General features: G+C 71.7%; 12 protein-coding genes. 10 read left to right on the top strand and 2 right to left on the bottom strand.

The genetic code is table 11. The annotated features are described in order from the left end of the window. Window positions 1–127: 127 nt before the first annotated feature. Both BM070_RS09310 and BM070_RS09315 read right to left on the bottom strand, forming a co-directional pair. The gene (locus BM070_RS09310; RefSeq protein ID WP_092939318.1) at window positions 128–1,180 is read right to left on the bottom strand and encodes an ATP-binding protein; all 1,053 of its coding nucleotides are present in this window, start codon (window positions 1,178–1,180) and stop codon (window positions 128–130) included. Beyond that, a complete protein-coding gene (locus BM070_RS09315; RefSeq protein ID WP_092939542.1) occupies window positions 1,177–1,914 on the bottom strand; it encodes a response regulator in 738 nt (245 codons plus the stop codon). The genes BM070_RS09310 and BM070_RS09315 overlap by 4 nt, the downstream gene beginning before the upstream one ends. A gap of 140 nt (window positions 1,915–2,054) precedes the next feature. Between BM070_RS09315 and BM070_RS09320 the strand changes: the two genes are divergently transcribed. From BM070_RS09320 to BM070_RS09365, 10 genes are all read left to right on the top strand, one after another. Continuing rightward, on the top strand, window positions 2,055–3,209 hold the full coding sequence (locus tag BM070_RS09320) for an efflux RND transporter periplasmic adaptor subunit (RefSeq protein WP_092939543.1): 1,155 nt from the start codon (window positions 2,055–2,057) through the stop codon (window positions 3,207–3,209). Window positions 3,210–3,233: 24 nt separating this feature from the next. Next, complete coding sequence (locus BM070_RS09325; protein WP_092939319.1) at window positions 3,234–6,371, top strand: multidrug efflux RND transporter permease subunit; 3,138 nt, start codon at window positions 3,234–3,236, stop codon at window positions 6,369–6,371. Between the two features lie 2 nt (window positions 6,372–6,373). Then, entirely contained in the window at window positions 6,374–7,834 is a 1,461-nt protein-coding gene (locus BM070_RS09330; protein WP_092939544.1) for an efflux transporter outer membrane subunit, read from the top strand. Then, window positions 7,831–9,102, top strand: coding sequence for an MFS transporter (locus BM070_RS09335; RefSeq protein WP_092939320.1), 1,272 nt, complete (start codon window positions 7,831–7,833; stop codon window positions 9,100–9,102). The genes BM070_RS09330 and BM070_RS09335 overlap by 4 nt, the downstream gene beginning before the upstream one ends. Before the next feature lie 161 nt (window positions 9,103–9,263). Beyond that, on the top strand, window positions 9,264–9,986 hold the full coding sequence (locus BM070_RS09340) for an IclR family transcriptional regulator (RefSeq protein WP_217648941.1): 723 nt from the start codon (window positions 9,264–9,266) through the stop codon (window positions 9,984–9,986). 204 nt (window positions 9,987–10,190) lie between these two features. Continuing rightward, complete coding sequence (locus BM070_RS09345; RefSeq protein ID WP_175518463.1) at window positions 10,191–12,134, top strand: methyl-accepting chemotaxis protein; 1,944 nt, start codon at window positions 10,191–10,193, stop codon at window positions 12,132–12,134. Window positions 12,135–12,333: 199 nt separating this feature from the next. Continuing rightward, window positions 12,334–13,710, top strand: coding sequence for an aspartate aminotransferase family protein (locus BM070_RS09350; protein WP_245785163.1), 1,377 nt, complete (start codon window positions 12,334–12,336; stop codon window positions 13,708–13,710). A gap of 426 nt (window positions 13,711–14,136) precedes the next feature. Continuing rightward, window positions 14,137–15,120 carry a Bug family tripartite tricarboxylate transporter substrate binding protein gene (locus tag BM070_RS09355; protein WP_092939323.1) on the top strand — a complete coding sequence of 328 codons (984 nt, stop codon included), beginning with the start codon at window positions 14,137–14,139 and terminating at the stop codon, window positions 15,118–15,120. Window positions 15,121–15,170: 50 nt separating this feature from the next. After that, entirely contained in the window at window positions 15,171–16,733 is a 1,563-nt protein-coding gene (locus BM070_RS09360) for an acetolactate synthase large subunit (protein WP_092939324.1), read from the top strand. A gap of 79 nt (window positions 16,734–16,812) precedes the next feature. After that, on the top strand, window positions 16,813–17,607 hold the full coding sequence (locus BM070_RS09365; protein ID WP_092939325.1) for an SDR family NAD(P)-dependent oxidoreductase: 795 nt from the start codon (window positions 16,813–16,815) through the stop codon (window positions 17,605–17,607). The last annotated feature ends 22 nt before the right edge of the window (window positions 17,608–17,629 follow it).

A 17,629-nucleotide genomic window follows, 5' to 3' on the forward strand; every position in this document is an offset into this window, starting at 1 on the left:
GACGATGGAATCCCACTGGATTTCCTGGACACCTGTGATTCGCGGTGCCGACCAGAGTTATAGACCACCTCGATGCAGTCGAAGACGCCGGCGCACGCGCTCGCGCTTGGGCAACCGGATTCAGTCCTCATCCCGCCCACTGCAGCTCGAAGGCCGACCCTCCCAGGCGTGATGGCGCCCACAGGGCCTTCCCGCCGTGGGCCTGGGCGATGGCTTGCACCACGGCCAGGCCCAGGCCGCTGCCGGGCCGCTCGTGCGAGGCGGCGCCGCGCTGGAAGGCTTCGAAGAGGCGGGCGGCTTCCGCGGCCTGCAGGCCGGGGCCGCTGTCTTCCACGCGCAGGTGGACCCGCCCGTCTTCCTGCCAGCTGCGGATGGCGATCGGTCCCGGCGTGGCATGGCGCAGCGCGTTTTCCAGCAGGGCCAGCAGCGCCTGGCGGATGCGGACCGGGTCGCACACCACTTCATCGGCCTGCAGGTCCAGCGCCAGCGCAAAGCCTGCGCCGGTCAGCTGCGGCTCCAGCGCCAGGGCGGCTGCGCGGACTTCTGCCGGGAGATCGGCCAGTTCCAGGCGCAGTTCGAGGTGGCCGCTGTCGCGCAGGCCCAGCAGCCGCAGGTCTTCGATCAGCCGCGCCAGGCCCTCGACGTTCTTGAGCAGGGCCTGGAACTGCGCGGGGCTCGGCTCGAAGACGCCTTCGGTCAGGCCCTGCAGGCGGCCGCGCAGGATGGTCACCGGCGTGCGCAGCTCGTGGGCGATGGCGGCGTTCCAGAAGGCGCGTCCCTGAGCCATGTGCTGCAGCCGCTGCGCCATGCCGTTGAAGTCTTCCACCAGCTGCGCGGCCTCGCCCAGCGAATGCGCGTCGGTGTGGGCGCGCGCGGAGAGGTCGCCCTCGGCGATGCGGTGCAGGCTCTCGGCCACCGAATTCAGCGGCGTGACGATGCGGCGCGAGAGCTTGCTGGCCGTGACCACGGCCAGCACCAGCGCGGCGATCACGCTGCCCAGCATCCACATCGCCTCGATGGGGGAGGGCACGAAGTCGTAGGAGATGCTGGAGGGCGAATAGGCCGTGAGCAGGGCGTAGAGCGCGTAGGAGCCCAGCAGGAACAGCAGCGCGATGCCGAAGGCCATCACCGCCAGCGAGATCACCAGCTGCCGGCGCAGCCCGCCGTAGCGCGCCGTCATGGTGCGATGCCCAGCCGGTAGCCCACGCCGCGCACGCTGGCCGGCACGCCCTCCAGCTTCAGCAGTTCCAGCTTCTTGCGCAGCTTGCTGATGTGGCTGTCCACCGTGCGTTCGAGCGCATCGCTCTCGGGCAGGCAGGCGGCTAGCAGCTCGGCGCGGCTGAAGACGCGCTTGGGCGCGCGCGCCATGTGGGCCAGCAGGTTGAATTCGGTCAGGGTGAGCGGCAGCGTGCGGCGTTCGCCGTCCACCTCCGCGCTGGCTTCCAGGGTTTCGGGGTCGATCTGGAAGGTGCCCACGCGCAGCACCCGCTGCGCGCCGCGCGCGCCGTGCGTGGCCGTGCGCCGCAGCACGGCCTGCACGCGCGCCACCACCTCGGCGGGGTTGAAGGGCTTGACCACGTAATCGTCGGCGCCCAGGCGCAGGCCCATGAGCTTGTCGATGTCCTGGTCCAGCGCCGTGAGCATGATGACCGGCGTGTCGCCGCGGTGGCGCAGCTCCGACAGTACCTGCCAGCCGCTGGCCAGGGGCAGCTGCACGTCGAGCAGCACCAGATCGGGCTTGAGCGACAGGTGCATGTCCAGCGCGGCCGTGCCCGTGGCGGCATGCGTGGCGCGCAGGCCGCTGCGGCGCAGATAGGCGCCGAGGATTTCGGCGATCTCGGTTTCGTCTTCCACCAGCAGCACGAGCGCCCCGGCGATGGCTGCGTCGGTCGGGGGCGGCAGGGAATCATTCATGGCGGCGATTGTGCCGCTGCGGTGGAGCCTGCGCCGCTCCATCCTGCTTCCATGGTTCGTCCAACGAAGCGCGAGGAGGCCCGCCCAGAATCGTGCCCTTCGAGAGTTCCGGTGCACGCATGCACGAGAGGGTGGACGCCATGACGACGCGACGACGAATGGGATATGGACTGGCCTGCGCAGCGGCGCTGGCGATGGCTGCCTGCAGCCCGGCCCAGGAGCCGGCGGCACCGCCGGAGCCGGTGCGCGTTTCCGCGCTGGTCCTGCAGCCGCAGGCGGTGACGGTGCACGAGGAGCTGCCCGGCCGCGTGGCCGCCCTGCGCTCGGCGGAGATCCGCGCCCAGGTGGGCGGCATCGTGCAGCGCCGCCTGTTCGAGCAGGGCGCGGACGTGGCTGCGGGCCAGCCGCTCTTTCAGATCAACGCCGCGCCTTTCAAGGCCGATGCGGACATGGCCGCAGCCGCGCTGCAGCGCAGCCAGGCCGCGTGGCGCCGGGCCGTGGCGCAGGCCGAGCGGCTCAAGCCGCTGATGCAGGCCGAGGCCGTGAGCCACCAGGAATACGAAGACGCCGTCGCGCAGCGCGAGCAGGCCGCAGCGGAAGTGGCGCAGGCCGAGGCCAGCCTGGCGCGCCGCCGGCTGGACCTGCGCTTCGCCCGCGTCGATGCGCCCATCGCCGGCCGCATCGACCAGGCCCTGGTCAGCGAGGGCGCGCTGGTGGGCGCGGCCGATGCCACGCCCATGGCCCGCATCCAGCAGATCGACAAGGTGTATGTGGACGTGCGCCAGCCCGCCGCAGCGCTGGAGGCGCTGCGGACGCTGGGCGCCAGCCCGCCCGTCACGCTGCTGCGCGCAGACGGCCGCCCGTACCCCATGCGCGGGCAGGTGCTGTTTTCCGCCATCAACGTGGACCCGGCCACGGGCGACGTGCTGCTGCGCATCCTGGTGGACAACCCCGGGCGATTGCTGCTGCCGGGCATGTTCGTGCGCGCGCAGCTGGTCAAGGGCCGCTACGAGCAGGCGCTGCTGGTGCCGCAGCAGGCCGTGAAGCGCTCCGCCGGCCAGGCGCAGGTGTGGACGGTGGAGAAGGGCGCCCAGGGCGACGTGGCCCGGCTGCTGCCCGTGCAGCTGGGCGAGGCCGTCGGCCAGAACTGGCGCGTGGTGGGCGGCCTGCAGGCCGGCCAGCGCGTGGTGGTGGAGGGCGCCGAGCGCCTTGCCGCCGGCACGGCCGTGGCGCCGCAGCCCTGGCATGCCCCCACCGTGGCCGCCTCGGAAAACGCAGCGACCGCGGCCCGCTGAGGCCCCCCGAAGCAGGAAACCCCGATGCCTCAATTCTTCATACGCCGGCCCGTCTTCGCCTGGGTGGTGGCCGCGTTCATCGTGCTGCTGGGCCTGATCGCCTTGCCGCAGCTGCCCATCGCCCGCTACCCCTCGGTCGCGCCGCCGGCCGTCACCGTGTATGCGACCTATCCCGGCGCCACGCCGCAGGCCATGAACGATTCGGTCGTGAGCCTGATCGAGCGCGAGCTCTCCAGCGTAAAGCATCTGCTGTATTTCGAGTCGTCGGTGGACACCTCCGGCTCCGCGCAGATCTCCGCCACCTTCAAGCCCGGCACCCAGCCCGAGCTGGCCCAGGTGGACGTGCAGAACCGCCTCAAGGCCATCGAGGCGCGGCTGCCCCAGGCCGTGCGCCAGAACGGGCTGAGCGTGGAATCTTCGACCTCCAGCTTCCTGATGATCGTGAGCCTGGTGTCCGACGACGGCCGCCACAGCGAGCTGGAGCTGAGCGACTACCTGGCCCGCCACGGCGTGGAGGAGCTGCGCCGCATCGAGGGCGTGGGCCGCGTGCAGCTCTTCGGCGCCGAGCAGGCCATGCGCATCTGGGTGGACCCGGCCAGGCTGCAGGGCTACGGGCTGTCGATGAGCGACCTTTCCACGGCGCTCGCGCAGCAGAACGCGCAGATCGCGCCCGGCCGCGTGGGCGATTCGCCCACCTTGCCCGGCCAGCGGGTGAGCATTCCGCTCACGGTGCAGGGCCAGCTGTCCACGCCCGAGCAGTTCGCGGCGGTGGTGCTGCGCTCGGGCCGCGACGGCTCCCGGGTGCTGCTGGGCGACATGGCGCGCGTGGAGCTGGGTGCGCAGTCCTACGGCTTCGCCACGCGGGACGACGGCCGGGCCTCGGCCGGCGCCGCCGTGCAGCTCTCGCCCGGCGCCAATGCGGTGCGCACGGCCGAGGCGGTGCAGGCCCGGCTGGCCGAGCTGGGCGCCACGCTGCCCGCCGGCATGCGCTACACCACGCCGTTCGACACGGCTCCGTTCGTGAAGATCTCCATCGAGAAGGTGATCCAGACGCTGCTGGAGGCCATGGCGCTGGTGTTCATCGTGATGTACGTCTTCCTGCAGGACGTGCGCTACACGCTCATTCCCGCCATCGTCGCGCCCATCGCGCTGCTGGGCACCTTCGCGGTCATGCAGGTGGCGGGCTTTTCGATCAACGTGCTGACCATGTTCGGCATGGTGCTGGCCATCGGCATCATCGTGGACGACGCCATCGTGGTGGTCGAGAACGTCGAGCGGCTGATGGCGGCCGAGGGCCTGGGCCCGCAGGAGGCCACGATCAAGGCCATGCGCGAGATCACGGGCGCGGTGGTGGGCATCACCCTGGTGCTCACGGCGGTGTTCATCCCCATGGCGTTCGCCAGCGGATCGGTGGGGGTCATCTACCAGCAGTTCGCGCTCTCCATGGCCACGTCCATCCTGTTCTCGGCCTTCCTGGCGCTCACGCTCACGCCCGCGCTGTGCGCCACGCTGCTCAAGCCCGTGCAGCCCGGCCACCATGAAAAGCGCGGCGTCTTCGGCCGCTTCAACCGGGGCTTCGCCCGCCTGACCGATCGCTACGGCGCGGGCGTGGGCGCGCTGCTGCGCCGGCCGGGTCGGGTGATGCTGGGCTTCGCCGCCATCTTGGCCGTGCTGGGCTGGGCCTTCCTGCGGCTGCCATCGGCCTTTCTGCCCGAGGAAGACCAGGGCTACTTCATGACCTCGTTCCAGCTGCCGGCCGATGCCACCATGGAGCGCACCTTGTCCGTGGTGAAGGACTACGAGGCCTACGTGGCCGCGCGCCCCGGCATCGCCACCAACCAGACGGTGATCGGCTTCGGCTTCTCCGGCTCGGGGCCCAATTCGGCGCAGGCCTTCACCATGCTCAAGGACTGGAACCAGCGGGATGGCGCCACGGCGCAGGACGAGGTCGCCCGCGCCCAGCACGCCATGCAGCGCGTGCGCGAAGGCGAGATCATGGTGCTGATGCCGCCGGCCATCGACGAGCTGGGCACCTCGTCGGGCTTCACCCTGCGGCTGCTGGACCGTGCCGGCCAGGGTCAGGCGGCGCTGCTGGCCGCGCAGGCCCGGCTGATCGAGCTGGCGGCGCAGAGCAAGCTGCTGACCCAGGTCTATGCCGACGGGCTGCCCTCGGGCGCCAGCGTGCGGCTGGACATCGACCGGGGCAAGGCCGCAGCGCTGGGCGTGCCGTTCAGCGCCATCAGCGACACGCTCTCCGCGGCGCTGGGCTCGCTCTACGTGAACGACTTTCCCAACCGCGGGCGCATGCAGCAGGTCATCGTGCAGGCCGACGCCCCGGCGCGCATGCAGCTGCAGGATGTGCTGCAGCTGCCCGTGCCCGGCGCAGGCAGCGCCATGGCCCGGCTGGGCGAGATGGTCACGCCCGTCTGGACCGAAACGCCGCTGCAGCTGGCGCGCTACCAGGGCTATCCGGCGGCGCGCATCACCGGCTCGGCGGCGCCGGGCGTCGCCAGCGGCGCGGCCATGGCCGAGATGGAGCGGCTCGCGCAGCAGCTGCCCAAGGGCTTCGCCATCGGCTGGACGGGCCAGTCGCTGCAGGAGAGGCAGTCGGCCGCGCAGGCGCCGCTGCTGCTGGCGCTGTCGATGCTGGTGGTGTTCCTGGTGCTGGCCGCGCTCTACGAGAGCTGGTCGATCCCCGCGGCCGTGATGCTCGTCGTGCCGCTGGGCCTGGTCGGCGCGGTGGCCGCCGTGCTGCTGCGCGGCATGCCCAACGACGTGTTCTTCAAGGTGGGGCTCATCACCGTGATCGGCCTATCGGCCAAGAACGCGATTCTCATCGTCGAATTCGCCAAGCAGCTGCGCGAGCAGGGCCACGGCCTGGTCGATGCGGCCGTGACGGCGGCGCGCCTGCGGCTGCGGCCCATCCTGATGACCTCGCTGGCCTTCGCGCTGGGCGTGGTGCCGCTGATGCTGGCCACGGGCGCCAGCCGCGAGACGCAGCAGGCCATCGGCACGGGCGTGTTCGGCGGCATCGTCACCGCCACGGTGCTGGCCGTGTTCTTCGTGCCCGTCTTCTTCGTGCTGGTGGTGGGCTTGCAGGAACGCTGGGCGCGCAGGGCGGCCGCACCCCTGGCGCTGCCGGGTCCCGAGAAGGAGGCATGACCATGCGCCGGATTGCTTGCCTTTCCCTTTCCGCGCTGCTGGCCTCGCTGGCGGGCTGCTCGCTCACGCCCGCCCTGCAGACCCCGCCACCGCCAGTGCCTGCGGCCTACGCCCAGGCCGGCGAGGCGCCGGGCCGGCTGCCCGCCGCCGATATCGGCTGGAAGACCATGTTCGGCGACCCGCGGCTGCAGCGCCTGATCGAACTGGCGCTGGAGCACAACAAGGATCTGCACCTGGCCGCGCTGAACGTGGAGGCCGTGGGCGCGCAATACCGCATCCAGCAATCGAACCAGTGGCCGCGCGTGGCGGCCGAGGCCTCCAGCACGCGCGAGCGGGGCGGGGCGGCCGGTCAGGGCGGCGGCACTGCGGGCACCGGGGCCGGCGTCGGCACGCGACACGCGGTGGGCCTGGGTATCAGCGCCTTCGAGATCGACCTCTTCGGCCGCCTGCGCGCCTCTTCCGACGCGGCGCTGGCGCGCTACCTGGCCAGTGAACAGGGCCGGCTGGCGGCGCAGCTGGCGCTGGTGGGCGCGGTGGCCGATGCCTATTACGCCGAACGGCTCGCGCTGGAGCAGTCCCGCCTGGCCGAGCAGACCCTGGCGGACTGGGCGCAATCGCTGCGGCTCGTGCAGCTGCGGGCCCAGGCCGGCCAGCGCGGCGGGCTGGATCTGGCCCAGGCCGAGGGCCAGGTCGCCACGGCCCAGGCGGACTGGCAGGCGCGCCAGCGGGCCCAGGCCCAGGCCGGCAATGCCCTGCAACTGCTGGTCGGCATGCCCTCGCTGCCTGCCGATCTGCCCGAGGGCCTGACGCTGGCCGCGCCGGCGGTGCTCACGCGGTTGCCGGCGGGCCTGCCTTCGGATCTGCTGCAGGTACGGCCCGACATCGCCCAGGCCGAGCAGCTGCTGCGGGCCGCCAATGCCGACATCGGCGCGGCGCGCGCCGCGTTCTTCCCGCAGCTATCGCTCACCGCGTCGCTGGGCTTCGCGAGCCCCACGCTGGGCGGGCTGTTCGATGCCGGCTCGCGCAGCTGGCGCTTCGCTCCGCAGATCAGCCAGCCGCTGTTCCAGGCAGGGCGGCTGCGCGGCGAGCTGCGGCTGGCCGAGGTGCGCAAGTCCGAAGCCGTCGTCGCCTATGAAAAGGCCATCCAGGCCGCCTTCCGCGAGGTGGCGGACGGGCTGGCGGGCAGCGCGACCTACCGGCAGCAGATCGAGGCGCAGTCGCAGGTGCTGCGCAGCGCCGAGCGCCGGCTGGCGCTGTCGGACCTGCGCTACCGCGCCGGCCTGGACGGCCGGCTCGAACTGCTGGACGCCCAGCGCCAGGGCTATGCCGCCCGGCAGACGCTGCTGGAGCTGCGGCGCGCCGAGATCGGCAATGCCGTCGCGCTCTACAAGGCGCTGGGTGGCGGCCTGTCCGACCAGGCCGCCGATCTCCAGCGCGGCCCGCTTGCGGGGCGCACGCCATGACGGTGCCGCTGCCGGCGCAGGGCGCCGCGCCGCCCGAGGCGCCCGATCCGGGGCCGGGCTGGGCATGGCGCTTCGGCCTGGTCTTCGGCGGCCAGGCGTTCTCGCTGATCGGCTCGGCGCTCAGCCAGTTCGTGCTGCTGTGGTGGATCACGGACACCACGGGCAGCGTTGCCTCGCTGGCCTTCGCGGGCCTGGCGGCGCTGCTGCCCCAGGCGTTGCTGAGCCCGCTGGGCGGCACGCTGGCCGACCGCTGGAGCCGGCGCCTGCTGATGATCGCGGCGGATGCGGTGAGCGCGCTCTGCATGTGCGTGCTGATCGCGCTGTTCCTCAGCGGCCGCATCGAGCTCTGGCATGCCTATTCGATGATGGCGGTGCGCAGCGCCATGCAGGCCTTCCAGCTGCCGGCCGCCTCGGCCAGCGTCGCCATGCTGGTGCCCCGGCACTTCCTGCCGCGTGCGGCAGGGCTCAATCAGATGATGCAGAGTCTCACGCTGGTGGCGGCTGCGCCGCTGGGCGCGCTGGCGGTCTCGCTGCTGCCCATGGGCTGGGCCCTGGGCATCGACGTGGTCACCGTGGTGCTGGGCATCACGCCGCTGCTGTTCCTGCGCATACCGCAGCCCCGCCGGGCGCCGGGTGCGCCCACCGGCATCGGGCATGAGCTGCGCGAAGGCGTGCAGACCGTGTGGCGGTCGCCCGGACTGCGGCGGCTCTATGCGCTGCTGGGCGCGGCCATGCTGGTGGTGATGCCCACCTTCACCCTGGTGCCCTTGCTGGTCAAGACGCACTTCGGTGGGGGCGCGATGGACGTGGCCTGGATGGAGGGCCTGGCCGGCGGGGGCATGGTGCTGGGCGGCCTGCTGGTGGCGGCGGTGGCGCCGCGCCGGCAGATGCCCTGGGTGCTCTGGGGGCTGGCGCTGTCGTGCCTGGCCATGGCGCTCACCGCGCTGGCGCCGAGCCGGCTGTTCGCGGTGGCCGTGCTGTGGTGGACGGTGAGCGGCATCGCCTTCGCGCTGGGCCATGCGCCGCTCACCGCGCTGCTGCAGACCATCGTGCCGCATCAGCTGCAGGGGCGTGTGCTCTCGCTGCTGCACATGGTCGAGGGACTGGCGTCGCCCCTGGGGCTGGCGCTGGCCTCGCCGCTGGGCGAATGGCTGGGCGTGCGCTGGCTGTTCGTGGTCACGGGCACGCTGGGCACGGTGGTCATCCTGGCGGGTTTCCTGTCAAGGCCCTTGATGCGGCTCGAAGACGGCGAGGCGGCGCGGGAGTGACGTGAAGCCGGCTGCGAGCGGTTGTCCGCATGCCGGAGTCGTGGAGAATGGCAGCCATCGCCGGCAGCATTGCAGTGCCGGCTTCTGGCTCTTGCTGCGCCTTCAGGCAGCATGTCTTTCACGGTCTCCTCACGCTCCCGCCAATGAACAGCCTGCGCCGAATGCTCGATGTCCTGGATCTTTTTCGCCCCGATCAGCCCGTGATCGACGTGGAAACCATCTGCAAGGAACTGGGCTACACCTCGGCCAGCGCCTACCGCTACCTGCGCGAGCTGGGCGACGTGGGCCTGCTGGTGCGCCTCTCGCGGGGCTATGCGCTTGGGCCGCGCATCATCGCGCTGGAGCACCAGATGAGCGCCTACGACCCGGTGCTGGTGCGCGGGCGCGACCTGGTGGACAAGCTGGTGGCCGAAACCGGGCTCGATGCGCTGATCAGCGAGTGGTATGGCGACTCGGTCGTGACCGTGCTGGTGCAGCGCGGCCCCGACGGCGGGCCGGCCGGCGGCGGCCGGGGGCGGCCCATCGACCTCTTCCACAGCGCCACGGCGAAGGTGGTGCTGGCCTATCTGCTGCCGCGCCAGATCCGCCGCATCTACGACGCCCACGCCTTCCGCCCCGAGCTGCAGCACCTGGGGCTGGAGTGGAAGCAGTTCTCCAAGAGCCTGCTGGCCATCCGCAAGCTGGGCTACTGCATCAGCGAAAGCGAGCTGCACCCCGGCCGCTCGGGCCTGGCCGCGCCCATCTTCGACGAGAAGCAGCGCGTGCTGGGCAGCATCACGCTGGTGGGGCGCAGCGAGCGCTTCAAGGCCTTCCAGGAGTCCTTCCTCTGCAAGCTGGTCGTCGATGCGGCGAACGAGCTGACGGCGCGCATCGCCCAGCAGTAGGGCGGCGCGCTGCGATGGAGGGCGCCCCGGCGGGCGCTGTGCGGGAGATGCCGAAATCGGCTACTGCCCTGGCCAACACGGGGATAGGCTGATCCGGGAGAGGCCAGGACAGTCGGGATGCCCCCCGCGGGCCGCTTCGCCATGGCGGCCCCGGAAGAGCCCGGTGCGCCTTGCGCATCCACCGGGCTTTTCGAGGACTCCATCGTGCACCCCAGAAGACTCAGCCTGCGCCTGCAGGTGCTGCTTGCCACTTTCGCGCTGGTCGGCGCGGGCTTTCTCGCCACGGTGGCGCTGCTGACCCAGCAGGCCAGCCAGGCCCAGCGCGACACCGCGCTGATGTACGCCGAGCAGCTGGCCCGCGCCGAGGCCGACCGGCTGGGCCGGCCCTTCAACCAGGCGCTGCAGACGCTGCGGGCGACGGCCCAGTCGCTGGGCGGCCTGCGGGCCGCGCGCAAGCCCGACCGGGACATCGCCAACGCCCAACTGCGCGCCGTGCTGGAAGGCAACCCCACGCTGCTGGGCCTTTCCACCACCTGGGAGCCCAATGCCTTCGACGGCCGCGATGCCGAGTTCGCCAACACCCCAGGCCACGACCGCAGCGGGCGCTTCGTGCCCTACTGGTACCGCAGCGGGGGCACTTTCCACCTGGAGCCCACCAAGGGCTACGACGAGCCCGGTGCGGGCGACTTCTACCTGGAAGCCGTGCGCACGGGCGAGGAGATGTTCTTCGACCCCTACGACTACGAGATCGGCGGCACGAAGGTGCGGGTCACCAGCGTGTCTGTGCCGATCCGCGTGGCGGGGCAGGTCGTCGGCGTGGCCGGCCTGGACATCGCCGTGGCCGACGTGCAGGCCGCCGTGGCGGCCATCCGCCTCTACGGCAGCGGCTACGCCACCCTGGTCTCGCATGCCGGCGAGATCATCGGCGACCCGCACCGCGAACTCCTGGGGCAGGACGTGGAGGCGGGCGGCATGCAGGCCGGCGCCAAGGCCGCCATCCAGGCCGGCCAGCCGCTCACCGTGCGCTGGACCGATCCCGCCACCGGCCAGGCCATGACCCGCATCTACGCCCCGCTGCGCGTGGGCGACACCCGCACCCCCTGGTCGCTGGCGGTGACGGTGCCCGACGACGAACTGCTCGCGCCCGTCGTCCGGCTGCGGCACGTGGCGCTGGTGCTGGCCCTGGCGAGCCTGGTGGTGGTGATGGCCGGCCTCGCCTGGCTGCTGGAGCGGCTGGTGCTGCGGCCGCTGGGCGGCGAGCCCGCCCGCGCCGTGGCGCTGGCGCAGAGCGTGGCGGCCGGCGACCTGACCACCGTGGTGCCGGTGCGCGCCGGCGACGAGGCGAGCCTGATGGCCGCGCTGGCCGCCATGCAGCGGCGCCTGACCGAGCTGGTGGCGGGGGTGCGCGAACAGGCGCAGACCGTGTCGCTCACCTCCAGCCAGATCGCCGACGGCAACCAGGATCTTTCCTCGCGCACGGAGGAGCAGGCCAGCGCCCTGCAGCAGACGGCGGCCTCGGTCGAGCAGTGGAGCACGGCCGTGCGGCAGAACGCCGACAGCGCGCGCCATGCCAGCGAACTGGCGGCCGAGACGGCGGAATTCGCCGTCGATGGCGGGCGGCTGGTGGGCGAGGTCGTCACGACCATGGGCGACATCGACGGCGCCTCGCGCCGGATCGCCGACATCACCGGCGTCATCGACGGGCTGGCGTTCCAGACCAATCTGCTGGCGCTGAACGCGGCGGTGGAGGCGGCCCGTGCGGGTGAGCAGGGACGGGGCTTTTCCGTGGTCGCCCAGGAGGTGCGCGCGCTCGCGCAGCGCTCGGCCGTGGCGGCGCGGGACATCAAGGGCCTCATCGCCGAATCGGTGCGCCAGGCGGAGGCCGGCAGCCAGCGCGCCGCGCAGGCCGGCCAGGCCATGCAGACCATGGTCCAGCGCATCCAGGAGGTATCGCGCATCGCGCACGAGATCAGCACGGCGACCGCGCAGCAGAGCGCGGGCATCGGCGAGCTGAGCCAGGCCATCGGCACGATGGACCAGGTCACCCAGCAGAACGCGGCCCTGGTGGAAGAGGCGGCCGCGGCCACCGAAGCGCTCAAGTCGCAGGCCGGGCAGATGGAGCAGGCGGTGCTCGTTTTCAGGCTCTGAAGAGCCTTCCGCAGGGGTGGCTTGCGGCCCTGCCGACCCCTTGCCGATTCGGGCTACCGAGCCGCGGCAATCTCCACGACCATCGACTGCACCCGAGGGCGCTGGACAACATTCCCGGCGGCGGCCCGGCTCCGGGCTGCCAGGGATTGCCTGCAGCGCCTTCGCTTCCGCCCTCATGCAATCGACTGAACGAAAAGGTATGGCCGTGACTGAAACCGAACTGGAAGCCCTGAATTTCCCCGATGCACCGCGCATGGTGTCCGCCGACTTCCCCGGCCCGAAATCGGCCGCCGCGCTGGAGCTGTCGGCCCGTACCGAATCGATGGCGCGCGGCGCCGGCCGCGCCCCGGTGGTCATCGACCAGGCCCTGGGCGTGACCTTCAAGGACCCGGACGGCAACACCTACATCGACCTGTCGGCCGGCGTGGGCGTGAGCAGCGTGGGCCGCTGCCATCCCAAGGTGGTGGAGGCGATCCGCGCCCAGGCCGGCGTGCTGGCCCATTCGATGGAAGTCAACAGCACCCGCCGCACCGAACTGGCCGCCAAGCTGTCTGAAATCATGCCCGAGGGCCTGCGCGGCGACTGCGTGACCTTCTTCACCCAGAGCGGCAGCGATGCGCTGGAGGCGGCCGTGAAGTTCGCCAAGCGCGTCACCGGCCGGCACCAGATCGTGGCCTTCCACGGCGGCTATCACGGCGTGTGGAACGCATCGGTGGCGCTCACCACCGGCACGGCCTACCGCAAGGGCTACGGCCCGTTCATGGGCGGCGTGATCCACGCCCCCTATCCCTATGCCTACCGCTTTCCGTTCGACACCACGCACAAGAGCGCCGAGCAGATCGCGGGCGAATACGTGGACTACCTGCTGAACACGCCCTACACGGCCGCCGACGACGTGGCCGCCGTGATCGTGGAGCCGGTGCAGGGCGAGGGCGGCTACGTGCCGCCGTCCCCCGAATTCCTGCAGCTGCTGCGCAAGGCCTGCGACAAGAGCGGCGCGCTGCTGATCGTGGACGAGGTGCAGGCCGGCGCCGGGCGCACCGGCAAGATGTGGGCGGTGGAGCATTCGGGCGTCAAGCCCGACATGCTGACCTTCGGCAAGGGCGTGGGCGGCGACGTGCCCATGGCCGGCCTGGTGATGCGCTCCGATCTGGCCGCGAAGATCCCGGACGGCTCTGCGCCCAACACCTTCGCCGCCAACTCCGTCTCCGCCGCCGTGGCGCTGACCAACATCGCACTGCTGCAGGACCCGGCCCTGGGCCTGATCGACCGCGCCCACGCGCTGGGCCTGGAAGCCCAGGACTACCTCCGCAAGCTGAACAGCCCGTACATCGGCGAAGTGCGCGGCCGTGGTCTGATGATCGGCATCGAGCTGGTCGAAGACGCCGCCACCAAGGAGCCGCTGGGCCGCGAGAAGATGGGCCAGCTCATGGGCTACGTGCTGACCCACGGCGTGATGATGGTTCCCTGCGGGCGCTACGGCAACGTGATGCGGGTGATGCCCTCGCTCACGATTCCCCGCTCGCTGCTCTTCAAGGCGCTCGAAGTGTTCGGCGAAGGCCTGAAGACGCTCTGAGCGCGGCGCGCCGGAACCGGGAGCCTGCGCGGTGCCTTGGAGCCTGCCGCGCTGCTCCCGGGCCGTCCCCACAGGCGGGGCTGCAGGCGATCCGATCCGCCGGGTCCCCGCAGAGCTTGCCGCTGCCCGCCGGGCGACCGGCAGGCGCACGCCATGTCCCTTGGGAGCCCGCTCCCGGCGGGCTCCTTTCCCGAAGTTCGCAGACCCGGCCTTGAGGCGCCGGGCGCCTGCGGCTTCCCGTCGAAAACGCGAGGAGCCGGCCACGGCCTTGGTTTGCCAATCAGGCACTGAGCTTCAAAGATTTTCAGAAAATTCATTGCTAAATTTCGTTTAAACGATAAAGTTGCAAAAAATAAAGGTGCTGCGGATGCCGCGAAATGCGGCCATGCAGGCGCGCCGTAGGTCCGTTGGACAAGGAGCCGAGTGATGCGAAAGATGCTGCTGCGAGGTGTGTGGGTCTTGATGGCGCTGCTGATGGCGGCCGGCCAGGCGTCCGCTGCGGCCGGCTCCGGCTGGCCTGCGCGGCCGATCCGCATCGTCGTGCCCTATCCGCCGGGCACCGGGCCCGACGTGATGGCGCGGCTGGTGGCCGAGGGCGTGTCCAAAGAGTTGGGCACCAGCGTGATCGTGGAGAACAAGCCGGGCGCCAATGCCGTCATCGGCACGGGCGAGGTCGTGAAGGCGCCGGCGGACGGCTACACCTTCCTGCTGGTGGACCGGCTCACGCTCGCCGTGAACCCCTTGCTCTACCCGCTGCCCTTCGATCCGGCGCGCGATCTGGTGTCGGTCGGCAACGTGGCCGACGTGGCGCTCTACCTGGTGGTGGCGCGGGACGTGCCGGCCAACGACTTCCGCTCGTTCATCGCCTACGCCAAGGCCCATCCCGGCCAGGTCACTTTCGGCACCGGCGGCGTGGGCAGCGTCATGCACCTGAACATGGAACTGCTGCAGGCAGGCACCGGCGTGCAGTTCCTGCACGTGCCCTACAAGGCGCTGGCCGAGGTGCTGCCCGCCATGCTGGGCGGGCAGGTGCAGGCCACCTCGGGTGGCGTGGAGGCCATGCTGCCCCACGTGCAGAAGGGCTCGCTGAAGCTGCTGGCCGTGGGCGCGCCCGCCCGCCTGCCGGTGACGCCTTCGGTGCCCACCATCGCAGAGGCGGGCGGCTCGGCCGACATGCTGATGTCCACCTCCTATACCTTCCACGCCCGGGCCGGCACGCCGCCCGAGGTGCTGGAGCGCATGAACGCCGCGCTGACCAAGGTGCTGCTCCAGCCGGCCCTGCAGGCCTGGACGGCCGCGCGCGGCCTGCAGGCCCGGCCCTCGACCGCCGCGGACGTCGATGCGCGCATCCAGGACGACAAGGTCCGCATCGGCCGGCTGGTGCGCGAGCGCGGGATCAAGGCCCAGTGACGCCGGGGGCTGCCTGACATGAACCAACCGAAATCAACAGAGGATCGGCAATGAAGCAAACGAGTGGTGCGCAGGCCTTGTGGGCCGCGCTTTCGGCGCAAGGGGTGGATACCTGCTTCGCCAACCCGGGCACGACCGAGCTCGACCTGGTGCGCGGCCTGGAAGCGCTGCCCGAGATGCGCTGCGTGGTGGGCCTGCAGGAAAACGTCTGCACCGGCGCCGCCGACGGCTACGGCCGCATGCGGGGCCGGCCCGCCGCCACGCTGCTGCACCTGGGCCCGGGCTTCGCCAACGGCATCGCCAACCTGCACAACGCCCGCCGCGCGCGCACGCCCATCGTCAACGTGATCGGCGACCACATGAGCTGGCACCTGCCTTACGACGCGCCGCTCACCTCGGACATCGAATCGCTGGCGCGACCGGTCTCGGGCTGGGTGCATCGCATCGCCGGCACGGACGACGTGGTGCCGGCGGCGGAGGATGCGGTGCGCCAGAGCCTCGCCGCGGGCGGGCAGGGCGCCACGCTCATCTTCCCGGCCGACTACCAGGCCGATCCCGTGTCCGCGCCGCCCGGCGCCGCGCCTGCCCAGGAGCCTCAGAAGGCATCGCAGGCCGATGGCTACGACCATGCCCAGGCCCTGGGCCGCCTGCGGGCCGGGCGCCGCATCGTCTTCCTGCTGGGCGGGGGCGGAGAGCTCAGCGGCCTGGGCGTTCGCGCGCAGCGCGCCGTCTCGCGCCTGGCGTCGGTGCTGGGTGCCGCAGCCTATGCCGAGACCTTTCCCTCCCGCTCCGAGCGCGGCCAGGGCCTGCCCGCCTTCGACCGGCTGCCGTACTTCCCCGAGCCGGCCCGCGCCGTGCTGGACCCGTGCGACCTGGTGGTGCTGGCCGGCGCCATGCCGCCGGTGACGTACTTCGGCTATGCCGGCCACCCCAGCGCGCTGGTGGAGCCCGAACGCCTGCTGACCATCGCCGAGCCGGGCCTGCCGGTGGCCGAGCGGCTGGAGCGGCTGGCCGACGCGCTGGAGGCGCCTGCCTATGCCGCGCCCGTGCATGCGCTGCCGCCGCAGCCCGAAGGGCCGCTCACGCCCGCCGCCATCGCCGCCGTGCTGGCGCGCGCGCTGCCCGCGCAGGCCATCGTCTCCGTCGAGGGCGGCACCTGCGGCTATCCGTTCTATGCGGCCTCGGCCGCAGCGCCCGCGCACACCACGCTCACCAATACCGGCGGCGCCATCGGCCAGGGGCTGCCCGTGGCGCTGGGCGCGGCCATCGCCTGCCCGGACCGTCAGGTGGTGGCGCTGGTTTCCGACGGCAGCACGCAATACACCATCCAGACGCTGTGGACGATGGCCCACGAGGGGCTCGACATCGTGGTGCTGGTCGCGGCCAACCACCAGTACGCCATCTTGCGCAATGAACTGCGGCGCGGCGGCGCGGCCCTGGGTGCACGCGCCGAGGCCATGACCGCGCTGGACTCTCCCCGCATCGACTGGGTGGGCCTGGCCGAGTCCTACGGCGTGCCGGCCACGCGCGCCGCCACGGCGGAGGAACTGGCCGGCCAGCTGCGCGAGGCGTTCGCCCGCAGCGGCCCGGCCCTGATCGAAATGGCGCTGTGACGGCCCGTCCGCGACGCAGCACATCACCCCCCAACAGCGCAGCCCGAGGCGGCCCGCGCTCATCGAAGGAGCAACAGACATGGATTTGAAACTCAACGGCAAGGTGGCCATCGTGACCGGCGGCAGCCTGGGCATCGGCCGGGCAGTGGCGCAGGCGCTGGCCGCCGAAGGCGTGCGCGTGGGCATCGTGGCCCGCAACCAGGCCACGCTGGAACAGGTGGCGCGCGAGATCACCGAGGCCACCGGCACCGAGGTGATGGCCGCCCCCGCCGACGTGGCGGACACGGCGCAGGTCGAAGCCGCGGTCGAACTGGTCGGCGCGCGCTTCGGGCGCATCGACATCCTGGTCAACGGCGCCGCGCACCCGGGCGGCCTGGTGCGCAGCGAGATCGAGAACGCGAGCCCCGAAGGCCTGCTGGAAGACATCAACATCAAGGTGGTGGGCTACATGCGCTTCGCCAAGGCGGCGGCGGCCCACATGCGCCGCGGCGGCTGGGGGCGCATCGTCAACATCGGCGGCCTCACGGGCCGGGGCAGCAAGCAGCTCTCGGGCATGCGCAACGTGGCCATCTGCCACCTGACCAAGACCCTGTCGGACCAGCTGGGCCCGGCCGGCATCACGGTGAACGTGATCCACCCCGGCGTGGTCGAGACCCCGCACATCCACGAGCTCTACGCCAAGGAAGCCAAGCTGCAGGGCCTGACGCCCGAGCAGGTCGAGGCCAACTACGCCAAGGCCACGCCGATCCGCCGCGTGCTGCAGGTGGAGGAGATCGCCGACGTGGTGCTCTTCCTCGCCTCCGACCGGGCCGCGGCCATCACGGGTGAATCCATCGCCGTGGACGGCGGCATCACGCGCGGCGTCTTCCTCTGAACCCATTGCACATCGAAGGAGC

This window comes from Paracidovorax wautersii (assembly GCF_900113035.1).
GTDB lineage: Bacteria > Pseudomonadota > Gammaproteobacteria > Burkholderiales > Burkholderiaceae_C > Paracidovorax > Paracidovorax wautersii.